The sequence below is a fragment of the Shinella sumterensis genome (assembly GCF_004514425.2).
Lineage (GTDB): Bacteria > Pseudomonadota > Alphaproteobacteria > Rhizobiales > Rhizobiaceae > Shinella > Shinella sumterensis.
The window spans coordinates 40,432-63,870 of the sequence record NZ_MYFN02000005.1 but is presented as its reverse complement, the minus strand read 5'-3'; the positions used below and the strand labels follow the sequence as shown (position 1 = coordinate 63,870).

Annotated in this window: 10 protein-coding genes and 1 riboswitch; of the genes, 6 read left to right on the top strand and 4 right to left on the bottom strand. The window is 65.2% G+C overall.

What is annotated here, in order from left to right; translation table 11 throughout:
- Nucleotides 1-3: 3 nt before the first annotated feature.
- A complete protein-coding gene (cobM, locus tag B5M41_RS11650; RefSeq protein ID WP_134648321.1) occupies nt 4-765 on the top strand; it encodes a precorrin-4 C(11)-methyltransferase in 762 nt (253 codons plus the stop codon).
- Here cobM and metH read toward each other — a convergent pair whose 3' ends face one another.
- Nucleotides 766-4,557: a methionine synthase gene (gene metH, locus B5M41_RS11645; RefSeq protein ID WP_134648319.1), complete on the bottom strand. Its 3,792-nt coding sequence runs from the start codon at nt 4,555-4,557 to the stop codon at nt 766-768.
- Nucleotides 4,558-4,638: 81 nt separating this feature from the next.
- Nucleotides 4,639-4,854 (bottom strand): hypothetical protein, encoded by a 216-nt coding sequence (locus tag B5M41_RS11640; protein ID WP_134648318.1) that lies wholly within the window; start codon nt 4,852-4,854, stop codon nt 4,639-4,641.
- A gap of 96 nt (nt 4,855-4,950) precedes the next feature.
- Nucleotides 4,951-5,178: riboswitch (cobalamin riboswitch) on the bottom strand.
- Between the two features lie 404 nt (nt 5,179-5,582).
- Here B5M41_RS11640 and B5M41_RS11635 point away from each other — a divergent pair.
- Entirely contained in the window at nt 5,583-14,084 is an 8,502-nt protein-coding gene (locus B5M41_RS11635; RefSeq protein ID WP_134648316.1) for a GH36-type glycosyl hydrolase domain-containing protein, read from the top strand.
- Between the two features lie 24 nt (nt 14,085-14,108).
- Complete coding sequence (locus B5M41_RS11630) at nt 14,109-15,281, top strand: OpgC family protein (protein ID WP_134648314.1); 1,173 nt, start codon at nt 14,109-14,111, stop codon at nt 15,279-15,281.
- A 6-nt stretch (nt 15,282-15,287) separates the two neighbouring features.
- On the opposite strand, the gene B5M41_RS11625 is transcribed toward B5M41_RS11630, so the two are convergent.
- Entirely contained in the window at nt 15,288-17,048 is a 1,761-nt protein-coding gene (locus B5M41_RS11625; RefSeq protein WP_134648312.1) for a glucan ABC transporter ATP-binding protein/ permease, read from the bottom strand.
- A 304-nt stretch (nt 17,049-17,352) separates the two neighbouring features.
- Between B5M41_RS11625 and B5M41_RS11620 the strand changes: the two genes are divergently transcribed.
- From B5M41_RS11620 to B5M41_RS11610, 3 genes are all read left to right on the top strand, one after another.
- Nucleotides 17,353-18,093 (top strand): helix-turn-helix transcriptional regulator, encoded by a 741-nt coding sequence (locus tag B5M41_RS11620; RefSeq protein WP_134648310.1) that lies wholly within the window; start codon nt 17,353-17,355, stop codon nt 18,091-18,093.
- Nucleotides 18,094-18,207: 114 nt separating this feature from the next.
- Nucleotides 18,208-21,666: a pyruvate carboxylase gene (pyc, locus tag B5M41_RS11615; RefSeq protein WP_134648308.1), complete on the top strand. Its 3,459-nt coding sequence runs from the start codon at nt 18,208-18,210 to the stop codon at nt 21,664-21,666.
- A 131-nt stretch (nt 21,667-21,797) separates the two neighbouring features.
- Complete coding sequence (locus B5M41_RS11610) at nt 21,798-22,349, top strand: GNAT family N-acetyltransferase (protein ID WP_134648306.1); 552 nt, start codon at nt 21,798-21,800, stop codon at nt 22,347-22,349.
- Nucleotides 22,350-22,749: 400 nt separating this feature from the next.
- On the opposite strand, the gene B5M41_RS11605 is transcribed toward B5M41_RS11610, so the two are convergent.
- Nucleotides 22,750-23,124, bottom strand: coding sequence for a DUF2794 domain-containing protein (locus B5M41_RS11605; RefSeq protein ID WP_134648304.1), 375 nt, complete (start codon nt 23,122-23,124; stop codon nt 22,750-22,752).
- Nucleotides 23,125-23,439: the final 315 nt, after the last annotated feature.

Here is a 23,439-nt window from a genome sequence, read left to right as displayed (position 1 = left end):
CACATGACCGTTCACTTCATCGGCGCCGGACCGGGTGCCGCCGACCTCATCACCGTGCGCGGCCGCGACCTCATCGGCACATGCCCTGTCTGCCTCTATGCCGGCTCCATCGTCTCGCCCGAACTCCTGCAATATTGCCCGCCCGGCGCGCGCATCGTCGACACCGCGCCGATGTCGCTCGACGAGATCGAGGCGGAGTATCTCAAGGCCGCGGCGGCCGGTGAGGACGTGGCGCGGCTGCATTCCGGCGACCTGTCCGTCTGGAGCGCGGTTGCCGAGCAGATCCGCCGGCTGGAGAAGCACGGCCTCGCCTATACGATGACCCCCGGCGTGCCTTCGTTTGCGGCGGCCGCAGCCGCGCTCGGCCGCGAGCTGACCATTCCCGCCGTCGCCCAGAGCCTCGTTCTCACCCGCGTTTCGGGCCGCGCGTCGCCCATGCCGAACCGCGAGACGCTGGAGGGTTTCGGTGCGACGGGTGCGACGCTTGCCATCCACCTCGCCATCCATGCGCTCGACCAGGTGGTGACGGAACTGACGCCGCTCTACGGCGCCGATTGCCCTGTCGCGATCGTGGTCAAGGCCTCCTGGCCGGATGAGCGCGTGGTGCGCGGCACGCTCGCCGACATCGCCGCGAAGGTCGCGGAAGAGCCGATCGAGCGCACGGCGCTGATCTTCGTCGGGCGGTCGCTCGGTGCCGAGGATTTCCGCGAAAGCTCGCTCTACGACCCCGCCTACCAGCGCCGCTTCCGCGGCCGCGGCGACTGATTACTCCGCAGCTGCGGCAGCAGGGGCCGGCACGTAGTTCAGCACCGGGCCGAGCCAGCGCTCGACCTCCGTCACGGACATGTCCTTGCGGCGGGCGTAGTCCTCCACCTGGTCGCGTTCCACCTTGGCGACGCCGAAATAGTAGCTTTCGGGCGAGGCGATATACAGGCCCGAAACGGAGGAGCCGGGCCACATGGCATAACTCTCCGTCAGCGCGACGCCGATCTGCTGTTCCGCATCGAGAAGACGGAACAGCGTGGTCTTCTCCGTGTGGTCCGGCTGGGCGGGATAGCCCGGCGCCGGGCGGATGCCGGCATAGGGCTCGCCGATGAGATCGGCCGGGGCGTAGGTTTCGTCCGGCGCGTAGGCCCAGAGTTCCTTGCGCACGACTTCATGCATGCGCTCGGCGAAGGCTTCCGCAAAACGGTCGGCCAGCGCCTTGACGAGGATCGAGTTGTAATCGTCGTTCGCCCGCTCGAAGCGCTCGGCAATGGCGATCTCGCCGATGCCGGCCGTCACGACGAAGCCGCCGAGATAATCGGGCTTGCCGCTGTCGACGGGCGCGACGAAATCGGAGAGCGCCACGTTCGGCCGGCCGTCGCGCTTGGAGAGCTGCTGGCGCAGCGTGAAGAAGGTGGCCAGCTCCTCGTTGCGCGCCTCGTCGGTGAAGAGCCTGATATCATCGCCCACGGCCCCCGCCGGCCAGAAGCCGACGACGGCCTTCGGCGTGAACCACTTTTCCGAAATGATCTTCTCCAGCATTGCCTGCGCATCGGCAAACAGCTGGCGGGCGGCAGGCCCCTGCTTCTCGTCGTCGAGGATCTTCGGATAGACGCCCTTCAGCTCCCAGGTCTGGAAGAACGGCGTCCAGTCGATATAGCGGGCGAGGTCCGCGAGGTCCCAATCCTGCCAGACGCGCGTGCCGAGGAAGGAGGGCGTCTTCGGCCGGTAGGCCGACCAGTCGGCCTTGAACGCGTTGTCGCGCGCCTTGGCGATGGGCAGGCGCTGCTTTTCGGCCTCGCTGCGGGCATGGGCGTCGGCCACCTTGCGGTACTCCGCCTGAAGGGTCTCGACGTAGCCCGGTTTCATGTCGGCGGAGAGCAGGCTGCCGACGACGCCGACGGCGCGGCTGGCATCGGTGACATAGACCGCCTGGCCGCGATCGTAGCGCGGATGGATCTTGACGGCGGTGTGCACGCGGCTCGTCGTGGCGCCACCGATGAGGAGGGGAATGTCGAAGCCTTCACGCTCCATCTCCGCGGCGACATGCACCATCTCGTCGAGCGAGGGGGTGATGAGGCCGGAGAGGCCGATGATATCGACCTTTTCGGCTTTGGCCGTCTCAAGAATCTTCGTCGCGGGCACCATGACGCCGAGATCGATGATCTCGTAGTTGTTGCAGGCGAGCACGACGCCGACGATGTTCTTGCCGATGTCGTGCACGTCGCCCTTGACGGTCGCCATCAGGATTTTTCCCGCACTCTGGCGTTCGCCGCTGCCGCCGTTGGCGAGCTTTTCGGCTTCCATGTAGGGCAGGAGCACGGCGACGGCCTGCTTCATCACGCGAGCGGACTTCACGACCTGCGGCAGGAACATCTTGCCCGCGCCGAACAGGTCGCCGACCACGTTCATGCCGGCCATCAGCGGTCCTTCGATGACGTGCAGCGGGCGCTCGGCGTTCTGTCGCGCCTCTTCCGTGTCCTCTTCGACGAATTCGGTGATGCCGTTGACCAGCGCATGTTCCAGCCGCTTTTCGACCGGCCATTCGCGCCAGGCGAGATCGCGTTCCTTGGCTTCCTTGCCCGCCGCGCCCTTGAAGCGTTCGGCGATGTCGAGCAGGCGTTCGGTGGCGGTGCCGCCGGCCTTCGGCTGGCGGTTCAGCACCACGTCCTCGCAGGCCTCGCGCAGGTCCGGTTCGATCGTGTCGTAGACGGCGAGCTGGCCGGCATTCACGATGCCCATGTCCATGCCGGCCTGGATGGCGTGGTAGAGGAAGACCGCGTGCATCGCCTCGCGCACCGGCTCGTTGCCGCGGAAGGAGAAGGAGAGGTTGGACACGCCGCCCGAGATATGGACATGCGGCAGCGTGCGCGTGATCTCGGCCGTCGCCTCGATGAAGTCGACACCGTAATTGTCGTGCTCCTCGATGCCCGTCGCCACGGCGAAGATGTTGGGGTCGAAGACGATATCCTCGGGTGCGAGGCCGGCAACTTCCGTCAGCAGCCTGTAGGCGCGCGTGCAGATTTCCACCTTGCGCGCCCTGGTGTCGGCCTGTCCGGTCTCGTCGAAGGCCATCACCACGACGGCCGCACCATAGGCGCGCACGAGCCTGGCGTGGTGCAGGAAGGCTTCCTCGCCTTCCTTCAGCGAGATGGAATTGACCAGCGGCTTGCCCTGCACGCATTTCAGGCCGGCCTCGATCACCTCCCATTTGGAACTGTCGATCATGACGGGCACGCGGGCGATATCCGGCTCGGCGGCGATGAGGTTGAGGTACTCCACCATCGCCCTGCCGGAATCGATCAGGCCCTCGTCCATGTTGATGTCGATGATCTGGGCACCGTTCGCGACCTGATCGCGCGCGACATCAAGGGCGCTGGCATAGTCGCCGGCGGTGATGAGCTTGCGGAACTTGGCCGAACCCGTGACATTGGTGCGCTCGCCGACATTCACGAAGGGAATGGCGTCGGTCAGCGTGAAGGGTTCGAGACCGGACAGGCGCATGTGGCGCGGGATATCGGGGATTTCGCGCGGCTTGTGGCGCGCGGCGGCCGCGGCGATGGCGCGGATATGGGCCGGCGTCGAGCCGCAGCAGCCGCCGACGATGTTGACCAGCCCGTCGCGCATGAAGTCTTCGATCTGGGCGGCCATTTCCTCCGGGCTTTCGTCATACTGGCCGAAGGCGTTGGGCAGGCCGGCATTCGGATAGGCGCAGACGAAGGTCTGCGCGACGGCGGAAATCTCGGCGAGATGGGCGCGCATGGCATTGGCGCCGAGCGCGCAGTTGAGGCCGATGGAGAAGGGATCGGCATGGCGCACCGAATTCCAGAAGGCCTCCGGCGTCTGGCCGGACAGCGTGCGGCCGGAGAGGTCGGTGATCGTGCCCGAGATCATGACGGGCAGGTGGATGCCCTTTTCCGCGTAGACCTCGTGCGTGGCGAAGATCGCCGCCTTGGCGTTCAGCGTGTCGAAGATCGTCTCGATCAGGATGATATCGGCGCCGCCGTCGATAAGGCCGCGCACCTGCTCGGCATAGGCGATGCGCAGGTCGTCGAAGGTCACGGCGCGATAGCCGGGATTGTTGACGTCGGGTGAGATGGAGGCGGTGCGGTTGGTCGGCCCCAGCGCGCCGGCCACGAAACGGCGCTTGCCGTCCTTCTGCTCGGCGCGCAGGCCCGCGCGGCGCGCAAGGCGGGCGCCGTCGCGGTTCAGCTCATAGACCATGTCCTCCATGCCGTAATCGGCCTGGGCGATCGTCGTGGAGGAAAACGTGTTGGTCTCGAGGATATCCGCACCGGCGAGCGCATAGCGATAATGGATGTCCTCGATGGCGCCCGGCTGGGTCAGCGTCAGCAGGTCGTTGTTGCCCTGCTGATGGCAGGCGCAGTCGCCGAAGCGGTCGCCGCGGAAATCGTCTTCCACCAGCTTCAGGGTCTGGATCTCGGTTCCCATCGCGCCGTCGAGCACGAGGATGCGTTCGCGCGCGGCGGCCTTCAGGGCGGCGAGGATCTCGCGTTCGTCGCGCGGCGGCTGTTCGGGGCCGAACAAGTCGTCCAGGTGGGAATTGGCCATGGAAGAACCCTCCGGTGCTGCATCTCGCACCGGAGATCACATAAAGATATCTTTATGTCAACATATGTTTTGCGCGCTCGCCTAGTGCAGCGGCCCGTCCGCGCCCGCCAGCGACGTGAACAGCGCCTTCAGCCGCGCGATATCAGGGTCGGGATTGTCGAGTCGTGCGAGCTTGTGCACTTCCTTCAGCGCCTCGGCGGCGAGGTCGGCGCCGCGCGGCTGCCAGAGAAGCCAGGAAATGAACACGGATTCCGGGTTGCCGGTGCCGGATGCCTGTTTTTCGGTGAGTTGAAACATGTCTTCCCCAATCGGATCATTGGGGGATGGCCGGACGCACGCTGCTTGTCGCCAATCCCTGGCATTGCAAGCGCACCCTTGGGACACCCCGCCCAGGTCGTTACAGCTATCAGGGCAGGTCTCCTGGCTTGCGGGTCGTCGCGTCTGTCTGGCCTTCCCGGTGCATGATACCAGTGGCGCGGAGCGACAGACGCTCGCCGCTTACAGTTGCGGGGGCAGCGCCGGTCTTGATGCCCAGGTCTTGATGTCCTGGGCCTCGCACCGGCTTCCCTCTTAGCCTCCGGACCGTTTTCGATTCGGAAGACCCTGATGCCGGCAACCTCGCGCCGCTTGGATATCAAGTCAATGGCAGGCGGCGCGCATTCGGGCGGGAACCTTTTTTATCCCCGTGCATTGTTTGTCCGCCTGCACCTCGCGCGGGCTCGTCTCCTGTTCAGGGGGCGCGATTCACCAAAACCGCAGATGAGGGTCCATGCTGCGCCATCCTGCCCTGTTGACAGGTTGCAAGTCTCTGTCCTTACGGCTAAAAAATGCCGTTTTCATGCACCACGCGGCGTGGATGACAAACAGCGTGTCGCTTGAGCCAAAATCGCATCTGGAGCGCCATGAGGGCGCGGTCGGGTGTCATGGCTGATCGCGACAGTAGAACGAAGCCCGCCCGCGAAAGACAATCCGGCGCAACGGCCGCTGCCGGGTGGCTCAACATGGCCGGTTCCAGAATCAGAGACATGTCCCTTCATACTACGCCGCAAGCCCCTTCGCGCGACGCCGATATCCGGCAGATCGACTATAACGACTCGATCCGCGCCACCTATCTCACGCTGGAGGAGCTCGCCGCCTGCGGCGAAGCGCTCGCCCGAGACAAGACGGCGGTGCTTCCGGGTTTCCACCCCTTCGATTTCCGGGCACGGCACAAGGAAAACGAGAAGGAAATCTTCCGCGTCTATCAGGTCACGGCCAAGGACGTGGAGGCCGGCGCGCAGATCACGCCGGCGGCCGAGTGGCTGCTCGACAATTTCTATGTGATCGAGGAAGCGATCCAGGAAGTCCGTCGCGACTTCCCCCGCCGCTTCTACCGGCAGCTTCCCACCATGGAGATCGACGGCCAGCCCTTTCCGCGCACGCTGGCCCTGGCCTGGCTCTATGTCGCCCATACGCACAGCAGTGTCTCGCAGGAAAGCCTGACCGCCTTCGTACAGGGCTTCCAGACGGTGGATCCTTTGAAGATCGGCGAGCTCTGGGCCCTGCCGTCCTTCGTGCGCTTCGTGCTTCTGGAGAACCTGCGGCGTATTTCCAGCCGCGTCGAACGCTCGCGCAAGATGCGCCTCAAGGCCAACGACGTGGCCGACGAGCTCGTGCGCCTCAACGACGCGGAGAAGTCGATTGCGCATCTGCGCACCATCGAGAGCCTGACCGAGGACAACACCTTCGTCGTCCAGCTTCTCTACCGCCTGCGCGACGGTCTTCAGACATCGGGCGCGGTCATCCAGTGGCTGGAGCGCAAGATCGAAAGCCGCGGCAGCGATCTGGAAGAGCTGATCGTGGCGGAAAACAACCGCCTGTCCTCCGGCAATGTGACCATGAGTTCGCTCATCAAGGGCCTGCGTACGATAGATGACGCGGAATGGCCGGTCTGGTTCGAGAGCGTCAGCCGCCTCGACGAGGCGCTGCGCCAGCGGTCGGACTACAGCGATCTGGATTTCGGCTCGCGCAACAAATACCGCAACACGATCGAGCGTTTCGCCCGCCGCTCCGGCAAGAGCGAGCTGGAGGTCACCGAAATCGCGCTCGCCATGACCGAGGAAGACGCCGCGGAAAATGCCGGCGATCCCGATTATCGCGCCAATGTCGGCGCGTTCCTCGTGGGCAAGAAGCGCAAGCTGCTCGAAAAGCGCATCGGCTACCACCCCTCGGTCGTCCAGCGCGTCGTTCGCATGACGCGCAAGCTCGACTGGCTCGCCATTGCCGGTCCCAACATCATCCTCACGCTGCTGGCGATGATTGCGGTCTACTACTTCCTCGACCAGCTCGATATTCCCAACGGCGCCTGGCTGATCATGCTCGTGCTGTTCGCGCTGCCGGCCTCGGAAGGCGCGACGGGTCTGTTCAACACGCTCGTGACCTTCTTCGTCACGCCGTCACGGCTGGTCGGCTACGAGTTCAAGGACGGCATCCCCGAGGATGCGCGCACGCTGCTCGTCGTGCCCTGCCTCATCTCGAAACGCGACCATGTCGATGAACTGGTGCGCAATCTCGAGGTCCACTATCTCGCCAACCCGCGCGGCGAGATCTATTTCGCGCTTTTGAGCGACTGGGCCGACAGCCAGAGCGAGGAAACGCCTGCCGATCTCGACGTTCTCGAATATGCCAAGCGCGAGATCGCCGAACTGTCCGCGCGCTACGCCTTTGACGGGCGCACGCGCTTCTACCTGCTGCACCGCCGCCGCCTCTACAATCCGTCGGAAGGCGCGTGGATGGGCTGGGAGCGCAAGCGCGGCAAGCTGCACGAGCTGAACCTGCTGCTGCGCGGCGATGGCGACACGACCTTCCTGCCCGGCGCCAATGTCGTGCCGTCGGACGTCAAATACGTCATGACGCTCGATTCCGACACGCGCCTGATGCGCGATGCCGTGACCAAGCTCGTCGGCAAGATGCACCATCCGATCAACCGTCCCGTCATCGACGAGGCGACCGGCGAGATCACCGCCGGCTATTCGATCCTCCAGCCACGCGTGACGCCCTCGCTGACGACGGGCAAGGAAGCCTCGACCTTCCAGCGCATCTTCTCCGCCGACCGCGGCGTCGACCCCTACGTCTTCACCGTTTCCGATGTCTACCAGGACCTCGCGGGCGAGGGCACGTTCACCGGCAAGGGGCTCTACCACGTCGATGCCTTCGAGGCCGCCGTGAAGGGCCGCATCGAGGAAAACTCGGTGCTCAGCCACGACCTGCTCGAAGGCTCGCTGTCGCACTGTGCGCTGGTGACCGATGTGGAGCTCGTCGAGGACTTCCCGACCCGCTACGGCGTGGAGACCTCGCGCCAGCATCGCTGGGCCCGCGGCGACTGGCAGCTCCTGCCCTATCTTTTCGGACCGTCGAGCGGCATTTCCATGCTCGGCCGCTGGAAGATGTACGATAACCTCAGGCGCAGCCTCATCCCCATCGCCTGGCTCGTCGCCTCCGTGATGGGCTGGTACTATATGGAGCCGCGCCAGGCGCTGATCTGGCAGCTGGTGCTGATCTTCCTGCTGTTCGTGGCGCCGACGCTGTCGCTCATTTCCGGCCTCATGCCGCGCAGCAGCGATATCGTGGCGCGCGCCCATGTGCATCGCGTGTTCTCCGACATCCGCGCCGCCAACGCGCAGGTCGCCCTGCGCATCGCCTTCATCGCGCATTCCGCAGCACTGATGGGTGACGCCATCGTTCGCTCGCTCTACCGCACCTTCGTCAGCCGCAAGATGATGCTGGAATGGCGCACCGCCGCCCAGGCCGACAGCGCGGCGCGCGGCGGCATCCTCGCCCATTACAAGGCGATGTGGCAGGCCCCGGCACTGGCGGTCGCTTCCGTCGCCCTTGCCGCGATCTCGAAGACCGGCCTTCCTTTCATTGGCGTGCCCTTCGCGATCGTCTGGATGCTGTCACCGATGATCGCCTGGTCCGTCAGCCAGACGGCGGAGACGGAAGACCAGCTCGTCGTGTCCGATCACGTCGCCAACGAGCTGCGCAAGATCGCGCGGCGCACCTGGCGCTACTTCGAGACCTTCGTCACCGCCGAGCAGCACTTCCTGCCGCCGGACAATTTCCAGGAGACGCCCAATCCGGTTCTGGCCGAGCGCACCTCGCCCACCAATATCGGCGTCTATCTCCTGTCGGTGATTTCGGCGCGCGATTTCGGCTGGATCAGCTTCGAGGAAACCGTGCGCCGGATGGAGCAGACCATCGCCACCATCGACGGCATGCCGAAATACCGCGGCCATCTGTTCAACTGGTATCGCACCAACACGCTCGAAACGCTCGGCCCGCGTTATGTCTCGGCGGTCGACAGCGGCAACCTGGCCGGCCATCTCATTGCCGTGTCCTCCATGTGCCGCGAATGGGCGGAGGCGCCCTCGGCGCATCTGCAGGGAAGCCTCGACGGCATCGGCGACGTGGCCGCCATCCTCTCGGAAGCGCTCAAGCAGCTGCCCGACGACCGCAAGACGGTGCGTCCGCTGCGTCGCCTGGTCGAAGAGCGCATCGCCGGCTTCCACAACGCGCTCGCCGCCGTCAAGCGCGAGCACGAATTCGCCTCCATCCGCGTCATCAACCTCGCGGTGCTGGCGCGCGACATCAACAAGCTCATCGTGAACCTCGATCATGAGGTGAAGTCGCCGCAGAGCGGCGAGGTGGTGCATTGGGCGGGCGCGCTGGTGGCGACCTGCGAAGCGCATATCGCCGACAGCGTCTTCGATCTCGGCAGCATCGAGCAGCTGCGCGCGCGGCTCGTCGTGTTGCGCGACCGGGCGCGCGATATCGCGTTCTCCATGGATTTCGGCTTCCTGTTCCGCCCGGAACGGCGCCTTCTGTCGATCGGCTACCGCGTCGAGACCAACGAACTGGACGAGGCCTGCTACGACCTGCTCGCCTCGGAAGCGCGCCTGACCAGCCTGTTTGCCATCGCCAAGGGCGACCTGCCCACCGAGCACTGGTACAAGCTTGGCCGTCCGGTCGTGCCGATTGGATCGCGCGGCGCGCTGATCTCCTGGTCGGGCTCGATGTTCGAATATCTGATGCCGCCGCTCGTCATGCAGGAGCGCCAGGGCGGCATTCTCAACCAGACGAACAATCTCGTCGTGGTCGAGCAGATGAACCACGGCCGCCGGCTGGGCACGCCCTGGGGCATTTCGGAAGCGGCTTTCAACGCCCGCGACCACGAGCTGACCTACCAGTACACCAATTTCGGCGTGCCGACGCTCGGCCTCAAGCGCGGCCTCGGCCAGAACGCCGTCATCGCGCCCTACGCCTCGCTGCTGGCGGCGCAATATGCGCCGAAGGAAGCGCTCGACAACCTGGAGCGGCTGCGCAAGCTCGGCGCGCTCGGCGTCTACGGCTTCCATGATGCCGTCGACTTCACGCCGACGCGCGTGCCGGAGGGCAAGACCTGCGCGGTGGTGCGCAATTACATGGCCCACCACCACGGCATGTCGATCGCCGCCGTCGCCAACGTCGTCTTCAACGGCGCGCTGCGCGAACGTTTCCATGCCGATCCGGTGATCGAGGCGGCCGAGCTTCTGCTGCAGGAAAAGGCGCCGCGCGACATTCCCGTCATCAACGCCAAGCGCGAGCCGGAAACCGTCGGCAGCACGCAGGCCGACCTGCTTCGCCCGGAAATCCGCATCTTCAAGGACCCGATCAGCCGCGAGCGCGAGACGGTCTTCCTGTCGAACGGCCATTATTCGGTGATGCTGACGGCGACCGGGGCCGGCTATTCGCGCTGGAACGGCCAGTCCGTCACACGCTGGAAACCCGACCCGACGGAGGATCGCTGGGGCTCCTTCCTGTTCCTGCGCGATACCGCGACGAACGAGTGGTGGTCCGCCACCGCCGAGCCGAAGCGCGTCGAGGGCGAGGAAACGAAGACCCAGTTCGGCGACGACAAGGCGGAGTTCCTGAAGACCGTCGGCACGCTGACCAGCGAGGTCGAGGTCATCGTCGCCACCGAGCACGATGCCGAAGGCCGTCGCCTGACGCTCGTCAATACGGGCACGGAGGACCGCTTCATCGAGGTGACGTCCTATCTGGAGCCGGTCATCACGACTGACGATACCGACAATGCGCATCCGCTCTTCTCGAAGATGTTCATCCGCACCGACATCGACGAGCGCGGCGACGTGATCCGCGCGGAGCGCCAGAAGCGTCATCCCAACGAACCCGACATGGCGATCGCCCATCTGATCGTCGACAATGCCGGCCCCGCGCGCCGCACCGAGGTCGAGACGGATCGCCGCCGTTTCATCGGCCGTGGCCGCTCGCTCGCGACGGCGGCGGCCTTCGATGCCGGCGCGCAGCTCTCCGGCACGGATGGTTTCACGCTCGATCCGATCCTGGCGTTGCGCCGTGTCGTGCGCGTTCCCGCCGGCAAGAAGGTCAAGGTCATCTTCTGGACCATTGCCGCGCCGACCCGCGCGGATGTGGATGCGGCCATCGACCGCTATCGCCACCCGGACAGTTTCAACCATGAGATGATCCATGCCTGGACGCGCTCACAGGTGCATATGCGCCACGTCGGCGTGACCTCGCAGGAGGCGGCGAGCTTCCAGATGCTCGGCCGCTACCTCACCTATCCGGATCTGCACCTGCGCGCCGACACCGGCACGATCCAGACCGGCCTGACGTCCCAGTCGGCGCTCTGGCCCATGGCGATCTCGGGCGATTTCCCGATCTTCGTGCTGCGCATCAACGACGAGATCGATCTCGATGTCGCCCGCGAGGCGTTGCGGGCGCAGGAATATCTGCGCCACCGCGGCGTCACCGCAGACCTCGTCATCCTCAACGAGCGCGCCGCATCCTATGCGCAGGACATGCAGCACACGCTCGACCAGATGTGCGAGAACCTGCGCATGCGTGGCCAGTCGGACGGCGTGCGCCAGCATATCTTCACGGTCCGCCGCGACCTGATGAATGTGACGACCTGGCAGGCCCTGCTGGCGGCGGCGCGCGCCGTCTTCCACGCCCGCAACGGCTCGCTGGCCGACCAGATCGCCCGCACCGTCTCGCTCTACTCCTCGCCGCCGCGCGGCGAGGACGAGGCGAAGTCAGAGACGCTTTCGGCCAAGGCCTTGCCGACACCGGCAATCGCTGCCGCTCCGGTGGCGATCGACGGAAACGGCCTGTCCTTCTGGAACGGGTTCGGCGGCTTCAATGCCGACCGCCGCGAATATGCCGTGCGCCTGCGCGGCGGCGAGGCGACGCCGCAGCCGTGGATCAACGTGATCGCGAACCGTGAATTCGGCTTCCATGTCCCCGCAGAAGGCGGCGGCTTCACCTGGAGCCGCAATTCCCGCGACTACCAGCTCACGCCCTGGACGAACGATCCCGTCGTCAACCGGCCGGGCGAGGCCTTCTATGTGCGGGATCGTGACAGCGGCACGGTCATGACGCCGTTTGCCGCGCTGTCGCGCAAGGCCTCGGTCAAGTTCGAGACCTGGCACGGCCTCGGCTATACCGCCTTCCGCAGCTGGGAGAACGGCATCGAGCTCGACCTCGTGCAGACGGTCGACCCGGAAGACCCGGTGAAGTATTCGCGCCTCGTCGTGAAGAACACCGGCGAGACCGAGCGCAGCCTCTCCGTCTACGGCTATGTCGAATGGGTGCTGGGCAACAACCCTGCCAAGACCGCGCCCTTCGTGCTGACAAGCCATGACGAGGAGAGCGGTGCGCTCTTCGCGACCAATCCCTACAGCCTCGATTTTGCCGGCCGGGCCAGCTTCTTCGGCGTCGATGCCGCCCTTTCGGGCTTCACGACGCGGCGGCGGGATTTCATCGGCCGCACCGGCGATATCGTTTCGCCGGCGGCGCTGTTCAACGGCCAGCCCCTTTCGGGCGCGGCCGACGGCATCAGCGATCCCTGCGCGGCGCTTTGCGTCGATGTCACGCTGAAGCCGGGCGAAAAGCGGGAGCTGCTCTTCGTGCTCGGCGACGCCGCGGATGCCGAAGGCGCCCGCGTGCTGGCCGAGAAGAGCCGCAAGGCCGATTTCGATGCCGTCATGGCGGCGGTGCGTTCGTTCTGGGAAGGCTTCACCGGCACGTTGCAGGTCAAGACGCCCGATCCGGCGCTCGACCGCATGGTGAACGACTGGCTGCCCTACCAGGCGCTCGGCTGCCGCATCATGGCGCGAACCGCCTTCTATCAGGCGAGCGGCGCCTATGGTTTCCGCGACCAGCTGCAGGACACGCTGGCCTTCATCCTGCACCGGCCGGACCTGGCCCGCGCGCAGATCCTGAACGCCGCCGCACGCCAGTTCGTCGAAGGCGACGTGCAGCACTGGTGGCTGCCGGACACCGGCGCGGGCGTGCGCACCATGATCTCCGACGATGTGGTCTGGCTTGCCCATGCCGTCGAATATTACTGCCGCGTCACCGGCGACCGTGGCGTGCTCGACGAAAGGCTTGCCTTCGTCGAAGGCCCGCCGCTTTCCGAGGGGCAGCACGATGCCTTCTTCAAACCGGACCATTCGGGCGAGGATGCATCGCTTTACGATCATTGCGCCCGCGCGCTCGATCTGGCGCTTGCCCGCACCGGCGAGAACGGCCTGCCGCTCATTCTCGGCGGCGACTGGAACGACGGCATGAACCGGGTCGGCGAAGCCGGCCGCGGCACGAGCGTCTGGCTGGGCTGGTTCCTTGCCGGCACGCTGCGCGGCTTCATCCCGCTTGCGCGCGAGCGGGGCGATGGCATCCATGCCGAGGCGTGGGAGATCCACCTTGATCGCCTCAAGCAGGCGCTGGAAACGGCCGGCTGGGACGGCGAATATTATCGCCGCGGCTACTATGACGACGGTACGCCGCTCGGCACGTCCGACAGTGCCGAATGCCGTATCGATTCCATTGCGCAGAGCTGGAGCGTTCTGTCCGGGGAGGGCGATGCCGGGCGCTCGCGCCAGGCCATGGATGCCGTGATGGCGCAACTGGTCGACCGCGAGAACGGCGTCATCCGCCTGTTCACGCCGCCGCTTGTCGAAACCGCGCAGGACCCGGGTTACATCAAGGCCTATCCGCCCGGTGTGCGCGAGAATGGCGGGCAATATACCCATGCCGCGACCTGGGTCGTCATGGCGCTGGCGCGCCTTGGCCGGGGCGACGAGGCCTTTGCCTGCCTCGACCTGCTCAATCCGGTCAAGCACGCGCTCGATGCCGAGGCGGCCGAACGCTACCGCGTCGAGCCCTATGTCGTGGCCGCCGATGTCTATGGCGAAGGCGAGCGGGTGGGGCGCGGCGGATGGTCCTGGTACACCGGCTCGGCCGGCTGGCTCTACCGCGCCGCCGTCGAGGGCATTCTGGGCATCCGCAAGGAAGGCGGCCGCCTCTTCGTCGACCCCGTCCTGCCCGAAGCCTGGAACGGCTACAGCGCGACGCTCGTTGTCGATGGCCGCAAGCTGACGCTGCGTGTGGATCGTGGGGATGACGGCGCGTGGCAGGCCACAATCAACGGCTCTGTCATCAAATCTTCAAAAGAGGGCTATTTGCTCTGATCCACCCATGTGGATCAGAGTACCATGACAGACACATCTGGACCGGTGGGCGTCGTGCCGCGGCAACGCGACACGCGCCTCGACGTCTTCCGGGCCCTCGCCCTCCTGACGATCTTCGTCAATCACGTTCCGGGACAATATCTGGAACATCTCACGCACAAGAATTTCGGCTTCTCGGATTCCGCCGAGGCCTTTGTGCTGATTTCGGGCATGTCGGTGGGGCTTGCCTATGGATTACGCTTTGCCGTCGGCGCGCGGCTCGCCGTCACGCTGCGCATCCTGCGCCGGGCATTGACGCTCTATGTCGCCCACATCATGACCAGCATCATAACCTTTGCGATCTTCGCGGGCGGGGCCCTGTGGTTCGGCCGGCCGGATCTCCTGTCGGAGATCAACCTGCGCGCCGTCGTCGACCGCACGGAGCAGGGGGTGGTCAGCATGGTGCTGCTCGGCCACCAGTTCGGCTACAACAACATCCTGTCGATGTATGCCGTGCTGTTCCTCATGCTGCCCGGCTTCCTCTGGCTTTATCAGCGCGGGCCGCGCCTGCTGCTTGCCGTCTCCGGCACGATCTGGCTCTGCGCCGGCATCTGGCGCATCGCGCCGTCGAACTTCCTCGATGACGGCAAGTGGTTCCTCAACCCGCTGTCCTGGCAGTTTCTCTTCGTCATCGGTTTCGTCGGCATGCTGCGGGCACGGTCGAAGGGCATCCCGCGCAATGCGCTGCTGTTTGCGCTCAGCGGCACCTATCTCGCCATCTCGATGCTGTGGGTCGTGCTGGGCTGGTGGCACATCGACTTCTCTTATGGCCTGCCGGCGGTGCTGACCGGCTTCGACAAGACATACCTGTCGGCGACGCGCCTCCTGCATGTGCTGGCCGGCGCCTATCTCATCGCCACGATCCCGGTCCTGTCGAACTGGGCGGCCCTGCCGCTTTCCCATCCGCTCGTCGCGATCGGGCGCCATTCGCTGGCCATCTTCATCTTCGGCACCATCCTGGCCATGGTGGGGCAGGTGCTGATGTTCGTGACGGGAAAGAACCCGTTCTTCGGCACGCTCTATGTGGTTGGCGGCATCGGGCTGCATTTCGCCTATGCGCGCTATCTCGACTGGCAGGCGGATGTGATCGCCGACCACGCAAAACGGCAGGGCATGCGAGCCCTGCCGGTCAAGGGGCGTGACGGCCCGAAGCGCTGACGCCGATCAGGCGGCGGTGTGGCTCTTGCGCACGTCGTCGTCCGTCAGGATGCCGCTGGCGCGCAGCAGGGCGGCGAAGCGGCCGTTGCTCTGGCTGAGCTCGTTGAACGTGCCCATCTCGGCGATCCGGCCATGATCGAGGAAGATGACCTTGTCGGCCTCGCGCACGGTGGAGAGGCGGTGCGCGATGATGAAGGTCGTGCGGTTCTTGCGCAGCGAGTCGATCGCGGCCTTCACCCGGGCTTCCGTTTCCACGTCGAGCGCACTCGTCGCCTCGTCGAGCACGAGGATGGGCGCGTTCTTCAGGATCGCGCGGGCAATGGCGATGCGCTGGCGCTCGCCGCCCGACAGACGGTTGCCGCGCTCGCCGACATGGGTTTCGTAACCGCTCTGGCGCGACGTGATGAAGTCGTTGGCCGCCGCGGCCTCGGCTGCCGCCATGATCTCCTCGTCCGTCGCGCCCTCGCGGCCGAGACGGATATTGTCGGAGATCGAGCGGTTGAGCAGGCCCGCATCCTGGAACACGGTGGCGATCGAGCGGCGCAGCGACTTGCGCGTCACCTTCGCGATATCGACGCCGTCGATGAGGATCTGGCCCGACTGCGGCTCGTAGACCCGCTGGAGCAGGTTGACGAGCGTCGTCTTGCCTGCACCCGTCGGGCCGACGATGGCGACGGTCTGGCCGGCTTCCACGGTGAACGAGATGTTGCGCACGCCCTGCGTGGTGTTGGCGAAGTCGAAGGTGATGTCGCGGTATTCGACCTTGCCCTTGACGTCGCCGAGGTCGCCGGCGTCGCTCGGTTCCTCGCGATCCTTGACGGCATCCTCCAGGGTGAAGAAGTCCTCCAGCTTGGCGCGGGCTTCGAAGATCTGTTCAACGAAAGCCTTCATCTGGTCGAGACGGCCGATCAGGAGGCCGGCAAAGCCGATGAACGCAATGACGTCGCCCACCTTGATCTCGCCGCGCTGCACCAGGACCGTGCCGATGACGAGGATGACCATCATGGAGAGGGTGGAGGCGATGCGGTTGAGCGCGCTTGCCAGCGCCCACCAGTCGAGCACCGGATACTGGGCGTTGATCAGCCGTTCGGCAAAGCGCTTCAGCTCGCGCGTCTCGGCTTCGATGCGGTTGTAGCTGTGCACCACCGAGACGTTGCTGATGGAATCCGATACGTGGGAGAACACGGTGTGGTAATGGTTCTCCACCGATGCCTGGCCTTCGCGGGTGCGGTTCATCACCACCTTGCCGATCAGCACATAGAGCGCGCCGAGCACGACCAGGACCATCGACAGGCGGTAGTCCATGGCGAATGCCGTGGGCACGAGCAGGACGAGCGCGACGGCCGTCGCCAGATGCGTACGCATGAATTCCAGCCACAGGCCGAACAGCGTTTCGCAGGCGCGCAGCAGCGTGTGCAGGGCGTTGGAGGTGCCGCGCTGGCTGTGCCAGGCAAGCGGCATGGAGATGATGCGGCCGAACGCTTCCGTCAGCAGGCTCGCGCGGCGGCCATGGGCCAGCCGGTCGGCCTCGCGGGCGACGAGAACGAAGGCGATGGTGTTGAACAGGCCGAAACCGGCCCACATCAGCAGCAGGGGCGTGACATGCCCGTCAGCGCTGGAGATGGCATCGATGATACGGCCGAACAGGATGGGTTCGGCAATGGCGATGACTGCAAGCACGACGTTGGCGGCAACGACCGAGCCGACGCGCAGCTTGTAGACGCTCAAGTAGCTGAGAGCTCTTGCATAAACCTGAAACAAAGACACGAATTCGGGCCTTTCCGGCAAAACCTGTTGTGCGGTGCAGTGCGCGCACCTCAATCCCTTCGCTCCTGTGATTGGGTAACACGGGAGCGAGCGAGAAGTTCTTCACGCGTGTGAGAATCTCATGATGCAACTTGAAACGTGCACGATGGCTTTCTTTTGCATGGCGTGTCGTCCTTATCCGATTGATTTTCATCGCTCGATCCTGCCAATTGTATGTGGGGCAACATGAATGGGACATGACTGACCCGGGGCACCGGTCGGACATTTCCTCGAATTTGAGCGGGCGCTTCCGGGCGCGGGGTATATGAAAGTCAATTTGCTGGTGCAGTTTCTTGCACTGCTTGAGGAGATGCGCGGCCACGCGGAGACGACGTCCGAGTTCCAGCGCCTGCTCGAATTCTATGGTTTCGACTATTACGCCGTCGTCCGCGTGCCGCTTCCGGTGGACACGCCCGACGCGCTGCTTCTGGCCGGCCGCTGGCCGAAGGGCTGGCCCGAGACCTATGTGCGCAAGCGCTACATGCAGGTCGATCCGACCGTCCGCTATCTCGGCCACGCGCGGGAAGGGTTCCGCTGGCGCGACACGCTCGATGTCTATCGCACCAGTCCCGACCGCAAGCGCATGGAGCGCATGATGGTGGATGCCCGCCAGAACGGGTTGGAGGACGGCTATATCTTCCCGGTTCACGGCCGGCGCGGCCTCTTGGGCAGCCTCAGCCTGGGCGGGCGGCCGGTGGATCTCGAAAGCATCGAGATGAGCCTGTTCGACGGCATCGCCCGGCGCCTCTACTGGAAGCTGATCCACGAGATCGATCCGGAGATGGCGGCGCGCTCCTCCGCAGTCGTCGACGTGGACCTGACGCGTCGCGAGATGGAGGCGCTGATGCTGCTGGGCGCGGGCATGACCTCGCCCGAGATCGGTCGGGAACTGGGCATTTCCAGCCATACGGTCGACTGGTACATGAACGGCATCCAGGAGAAGCTCGGCGCGCGCAACCGGCACCATGCCATCGCGATCGCGTTCCGGCTGGGGCTCGTTTCATGAGACGCAAATCTTGCGTCTCATGACGAGTCCGAAATTGCACTTTGCAAATTAGCCGCTAATAATTCTCTTCGCGGGTGCAGCAATTCCCGCTTTCAAGTCATTGAGGAGTCCGACTTGCCCATTTCCAAGATTCTTGTCGCCAACCGTTCCGAAATCGCCATCCGCGTGTTCCGCGCAGCCAATGAGCTCGGCATAAAAACGGTGGCGATCTGGGCGGAAGAGGACAAGCTCGCGCTGCACCGTTTCAAGGCGGACGAGAGCTACCAGATCGGCCGGGGACCGCATCTGGCACGCGATCTCGGCCCGATCGAGAGCTATCTGTCGATCGAGGAGGTGATCCGCGTCGCCAAGCTTTCCGGCGCCGACGCCATTCATCCCGGCTACGGCCTTCTGTCGGAAAGCCCGGAATTCGTCGATGCCTGCGATGCCGCCGGCATCACCTTCATCGGCCCGCGCCCGGCCACCATGCGCCAGCTCGGCAACAAGGTCGCCGCGCGCAATCTCGCCATTTCCGTCGGCGTGCCGGTCGTGCCCGCCACCGATCCGCTGCCGGATGACGATGCGGAGATCCACCGCCTCGCCGAGGAGATCGGCTATCCCGTCATGCTCAAGGCGTCCTGGGGCGGCGGCGGGCGCGGCATGCGCGCCATCCGCGATCCCAAGGACCTGATCCGCGAGGTCCGCGAAGCCAAGCGCGAGGCCAAGGCCGCCTTCGGCAAGGACGAGGTCTATCTTGAAAAGCTCGTCGAACGCGCGCGCCATGTCGAAAGCCAGATCCTCGGCGATACGCATGGCAATGTCGTGCATCTCTTCGAGCGCGACTGCTCCATCCAGCGCCGTAACCAGAAGGTCGTGGAGCGCGCGCCCGCTCCCTATCTTTCGGAGGCGCAGCGCCAGGAGCTGGCCGACTATTCGCTGAAGATCGCCCGGGCGACGAACTATATCGGCGCCGGCACGGTCGAGTATCTGATGGATGCCGACAGCGGCAAATTCTACTTCATCGAGGTCAATCCGCGCATCCAGGTCGAGCACACCGTCACGGAGGTCGTGACCGGCATCGACATCGTCAAGGCGCAGATCCACATCCTCGACGGCGAGGCGATCGGCACGCCGGCATCCGGCGTTCCCGCGCAGGCGGACATCCGCCTCAACGGCCACGCGCTGCAGTGCCGCATCACCACCGAGGACCCCGAGCACAACTTCATTCCGGACTATGGCCGCATCACCGGCTACCGCTCGGCGTCGGGCTTCGGCATCCGCCTCGACGGCGGCACGGCCTATCCGGGTGCGGTCATCACCCGCTTCTACGATCCGCTGCTCGTGAAGGTCACGGCCTGGGCGCCGAACCCGGTGGAGGCCATCGACCGGATGGACCGCGCGCTGCGCGAGTTCCGCATCCGCGGGGTTGCGACCAACCTCACCTTCCTCGAGGCGATCATCAGCCACGAGGCCTTCCGCAACAACACCTATACGACCCGCTTCATCGACACGACGCCGGAGCTGTTCCAGCAGGTGAAGCGCCAGGACCGCGCCACCAAGCTGCTCACCTATCTCGCCGATGTCACGGTCAACGGGCATCCCGAGGCGAAGGGCCGGCCGAAGCCGCCGGCGGATGCCGCGAAGCCCGTCGTGCCCTTCATCGAGGGCGACATCGTCGCCGGCACCAAGCAGAAGCTCGACGAACTCGGCCCGAAGAAGTTCGCCGAATGGGTGCGCGGCGAAAAGCGCGTGCTCATGACGGACACGACGATGCGCGACGGCCACCAGTCGCTGCTCGCCACCCGCATGCGCACCCATGATATCGCCCGCGTCGCCGGCACCTATGCGCGCGCGCTGCCGCAGCTCTTCTCGCTGGAATGCTGGGGCGGGGCGACCTTCGACGTCTCCATGCGCTTCCTGACGGAAGACCCGTGGGACCGTCTTGCCCGCATCCGCGAGGATGCGCCGAACCTGCTGTTGCAGATGCTGCTGCGCGGCGCCAACGGCGTGGGCTACAAGAATTACCCGGACAATGTCGTGAAGTACTTCGTGCGCCAGGCGGCGAAGGGCGGCATCGACGTGTTCCGCGTGTTCGACTGCCTGAACTGGGTCGACAACATGCGCGTCTCGATGGATGCGGTCGTCGAAGAGAACCGCATCTGCGAGGCGGCGATCTGCTACACCGGCGATCTCCTCAATTCGGCGCGCCCGAAATACGACCTGAAATACTACACCGCCCTTGCCGCCGAGCTGGAAAAGGCCGGCGCGCACATGATCGCAGTCAAGGACATGGCGGGTCTCCTGAAGCCCGCGGCCGCGCGCGTGCTGTTCAAGGCGCTGCGCGAGGCGACCGACCTGCCGATCCATTTCCACACGCACGATACGTCGGGCATTGCGGCCGCCACGGTGCTGGCGGCCGTCGAATCCGGCGTCGATGTGGTCGATGCGGCGATGGACGCGCTCTCCGGCAACACCTCGCAGCCCTGCCTCGGCTCCATCGTCGAGGCGCTGAAGGGGTCGGAGCGCGATCCGGGCCTCGATCCCGAATGGATCCGCCGCATCTCCTTCTACTGGGAGGCCGTGCGCTTCCAGTACGCCGCCTTCGAAAGCGACCTCAAGGGGCCGGCCTCCGAAGTCTACCTGCATGAAATGCCGGGCGGCCAGTTCACCAACCTCAAGGAACAGGCCCGTTCGCTCGGCCTTGAGACCAAGTGGCACAAGGTCGCCCAGGCCTATGCCGACGCCAACCAGATGTTCGGCGATATCGTCAAGGTCACGCCGTCCTCCAAGGTGGTGGGCGACATGGCGCTGATGATGGTCAGCCAGGATCTGACCGTTGCCGATGTCGAGAACCCGGCCAAGGACATCGCCTTCCCGGAATCGGTCGTCTCGATGCTGCGCGGCGATCTCGGCCAGCCTCCGGGCGGCTGGCCGGAAGGCCTGCAGAAGAAGGCGCTGAAGGGCGAGGCGGCCTATACCGAGGTGCCCGGTTCGCTCCTGCCGCCGGCCGATCTCGATGCCGAGCGTACGGCGATCGAGGAGAAGCTGGAGCGCAAGGTCGACGATTTCGAATTCGCCTCCTACCTGATGTATCCGAAGGTCTTCACCGACTATGCGCTGGCCGCCGACCTGTACGGCCCCGTCAGCGTGCTGCCGACGCCGGCCTACTTCTACGGCCTTTCGGCCGGCGAGGAACTCCAGCCGGAGATCGAGAAGGGCAAGTCGCTCGTCATCCTGCACCAGGCGACGAGCGAGCCGGATGCGCAGGGCATGGTCAAGGTGTTCTTCGAGCTGAACGGCCAGCCGCGCCTCATCAAGGTGCCGGACCGCAACCGCGCCGCCTCGTCCGCCGTACGCCGCAAGGCCGACAACGGCAATGCCGCCCATCTCGGCGCGCCGATGCCGGGCGTCATCTCGACGGTCTCCGTTTCGGCCGGCCAGGCCGTCAAGGCCGGCGACGTGCTGCTCTCCATCGAGGCGATGAAAATGGAAACGGCGCTGCATGCCGAGAAGGACGGCACGATCTCCGAGGTGCTCGTCAAGGCCGGTGACCAGATCGACGCCAAGGACCTCCTCATCGTCTACGGCGCCTGATCGCCCGCGGCGGAGCCATAAAGCAATGAACCGGTTCGGTGGTGAGGGTTAACCTCACCCCCGACTTCGTCTTGATTTCTGCCCGGCGCGGACGCAAAAGGCATCGAACCGTTCAACAGCTGCCGGCGCCCATGAACTTCATCATCCGCACCGCCGTTTCCGGCGACATCGCCGCCTTCACCGAGATCTACCGCGAATCCGTGCTGAACGGCGTGGCGAGCTACGAGATCGATCCGCCGTCGCCCGACGAGATGGCGGCGCGCTTTGCGGCGATCACCGGCAAGGGCTATCCCTATATCGTGGCGGTGGAGCAGACCGGCCTCATTCTGGGCTATGCCTATGCCTCCGCCTTCCGTACGCGCCCGGCCTATCGCTGGCTTGTCGAGGATTCCGTCTATCTGGCGCCGGAGGCACGCGGCAAGGGTGTGGGCCGCGCGCTTCTGGCGGAGCTCATCCGCCGGTGCACGGCGCTCGGCTTCCGTCAGATGGTGGCCGTCATCGGCGGGGCGCATCCCGCCTCCATCGCCGTTCACGCCGCCGCAGGTTTTGCGCACAGCGGCCACATGAAGGCGACGGGCTTCAAGCACGGCCGCTGGCTGGATACGGTGTTCATGCAGCGCGCGCTGGGCGACGGTGCTGAAACCGAGCCGTCTTCGGCGACCTATCCGGGGACGATGGCGTAGACGGCACCCCCTCTGCCCTGCCAGGCATCTCCCCCACAAGGGCAGGGTTATCGCATATGGCGGGAAACCGTTGCCGTTTCCCCTTCTCCCCGGCGGGGAGAAGGTGCCGGCAGGCGGATGAGGGGGAGATCGCAGGCGCAAGAAATTGCATTGATTGTTCGGAGCCACCCCCTCATCCGACCCTTCGGGCCACCTTCTCCCCGCGGGGGAGAAGGGGAAACGGTAAAGTCGAATTCCATATGCGATAGCCCTGCCCACAAGGAGGGAGATTGGCTGGGCGCGAAGGTTTCCCGATCCGCAACGTTTGCGTTGGGCGAAGCGTTTCCACGATCCGATCTCCCCCTTGTAGGGGAGATGCCCGGCAGGGCAGAGGGGGGTGCCTGCCGGAACAATACGGCGGTTACGTCTCGACGAGACGCAGCACCTTGTCGAAGACCTTGAGCACCTGCTTCAACTCGTGGCCGCGCTTCAGGATCGTGCCGTGCTGGTTGATGACGCTGTAGGCCCCCTGCTTGGCGGCGAGCTTGGGGTCCTTCTCGATGCGGTAGAGCGGCATTTCGCCGGAGCGCTTGAAGATGGAAAACACCGCCCGGTCGCGCATATGGTCGATCGCGTAATCGCGCCAGGCGCCCTCGCCGACCATGCGGCCATAGACCCAGAGGATTGCGTCGAGCTCCCTGCGATCGAAGGTGACCGGCAGCGGATCCTTGCTGCTGCGGTATTCCCTGAGGTCGACCACGACGTTGGACGCCTGCAAATCCGGCTGATCTGTCATCGAATCTCCGTACCTGCTGTATGACGGCACGGTGACAGTTTGCCTGAGTGGCCTTGAAATGCAAGCCGAAGCGCCGAGACTTGCGATTTCGCAAAAAAGCGGTCCCGCCGCATTTCAGACAAACAGACGCCCAAATTTGAGACGACAGTCCCGCTGTCCGCTCCCGCCGGCCTGCTGCCTTGTGCACAAAGCAGGTTTCAGGGAGTGCGTCACTCGGAGCTGCCTTGTATTCCGTTGCCGGCAGCTTCGTCCAGGTCCGGTCCGTCTCTCTTCGAACCCTCAAGCCCCAGCCCCTCGAGGAAGCCGGGCCGGACC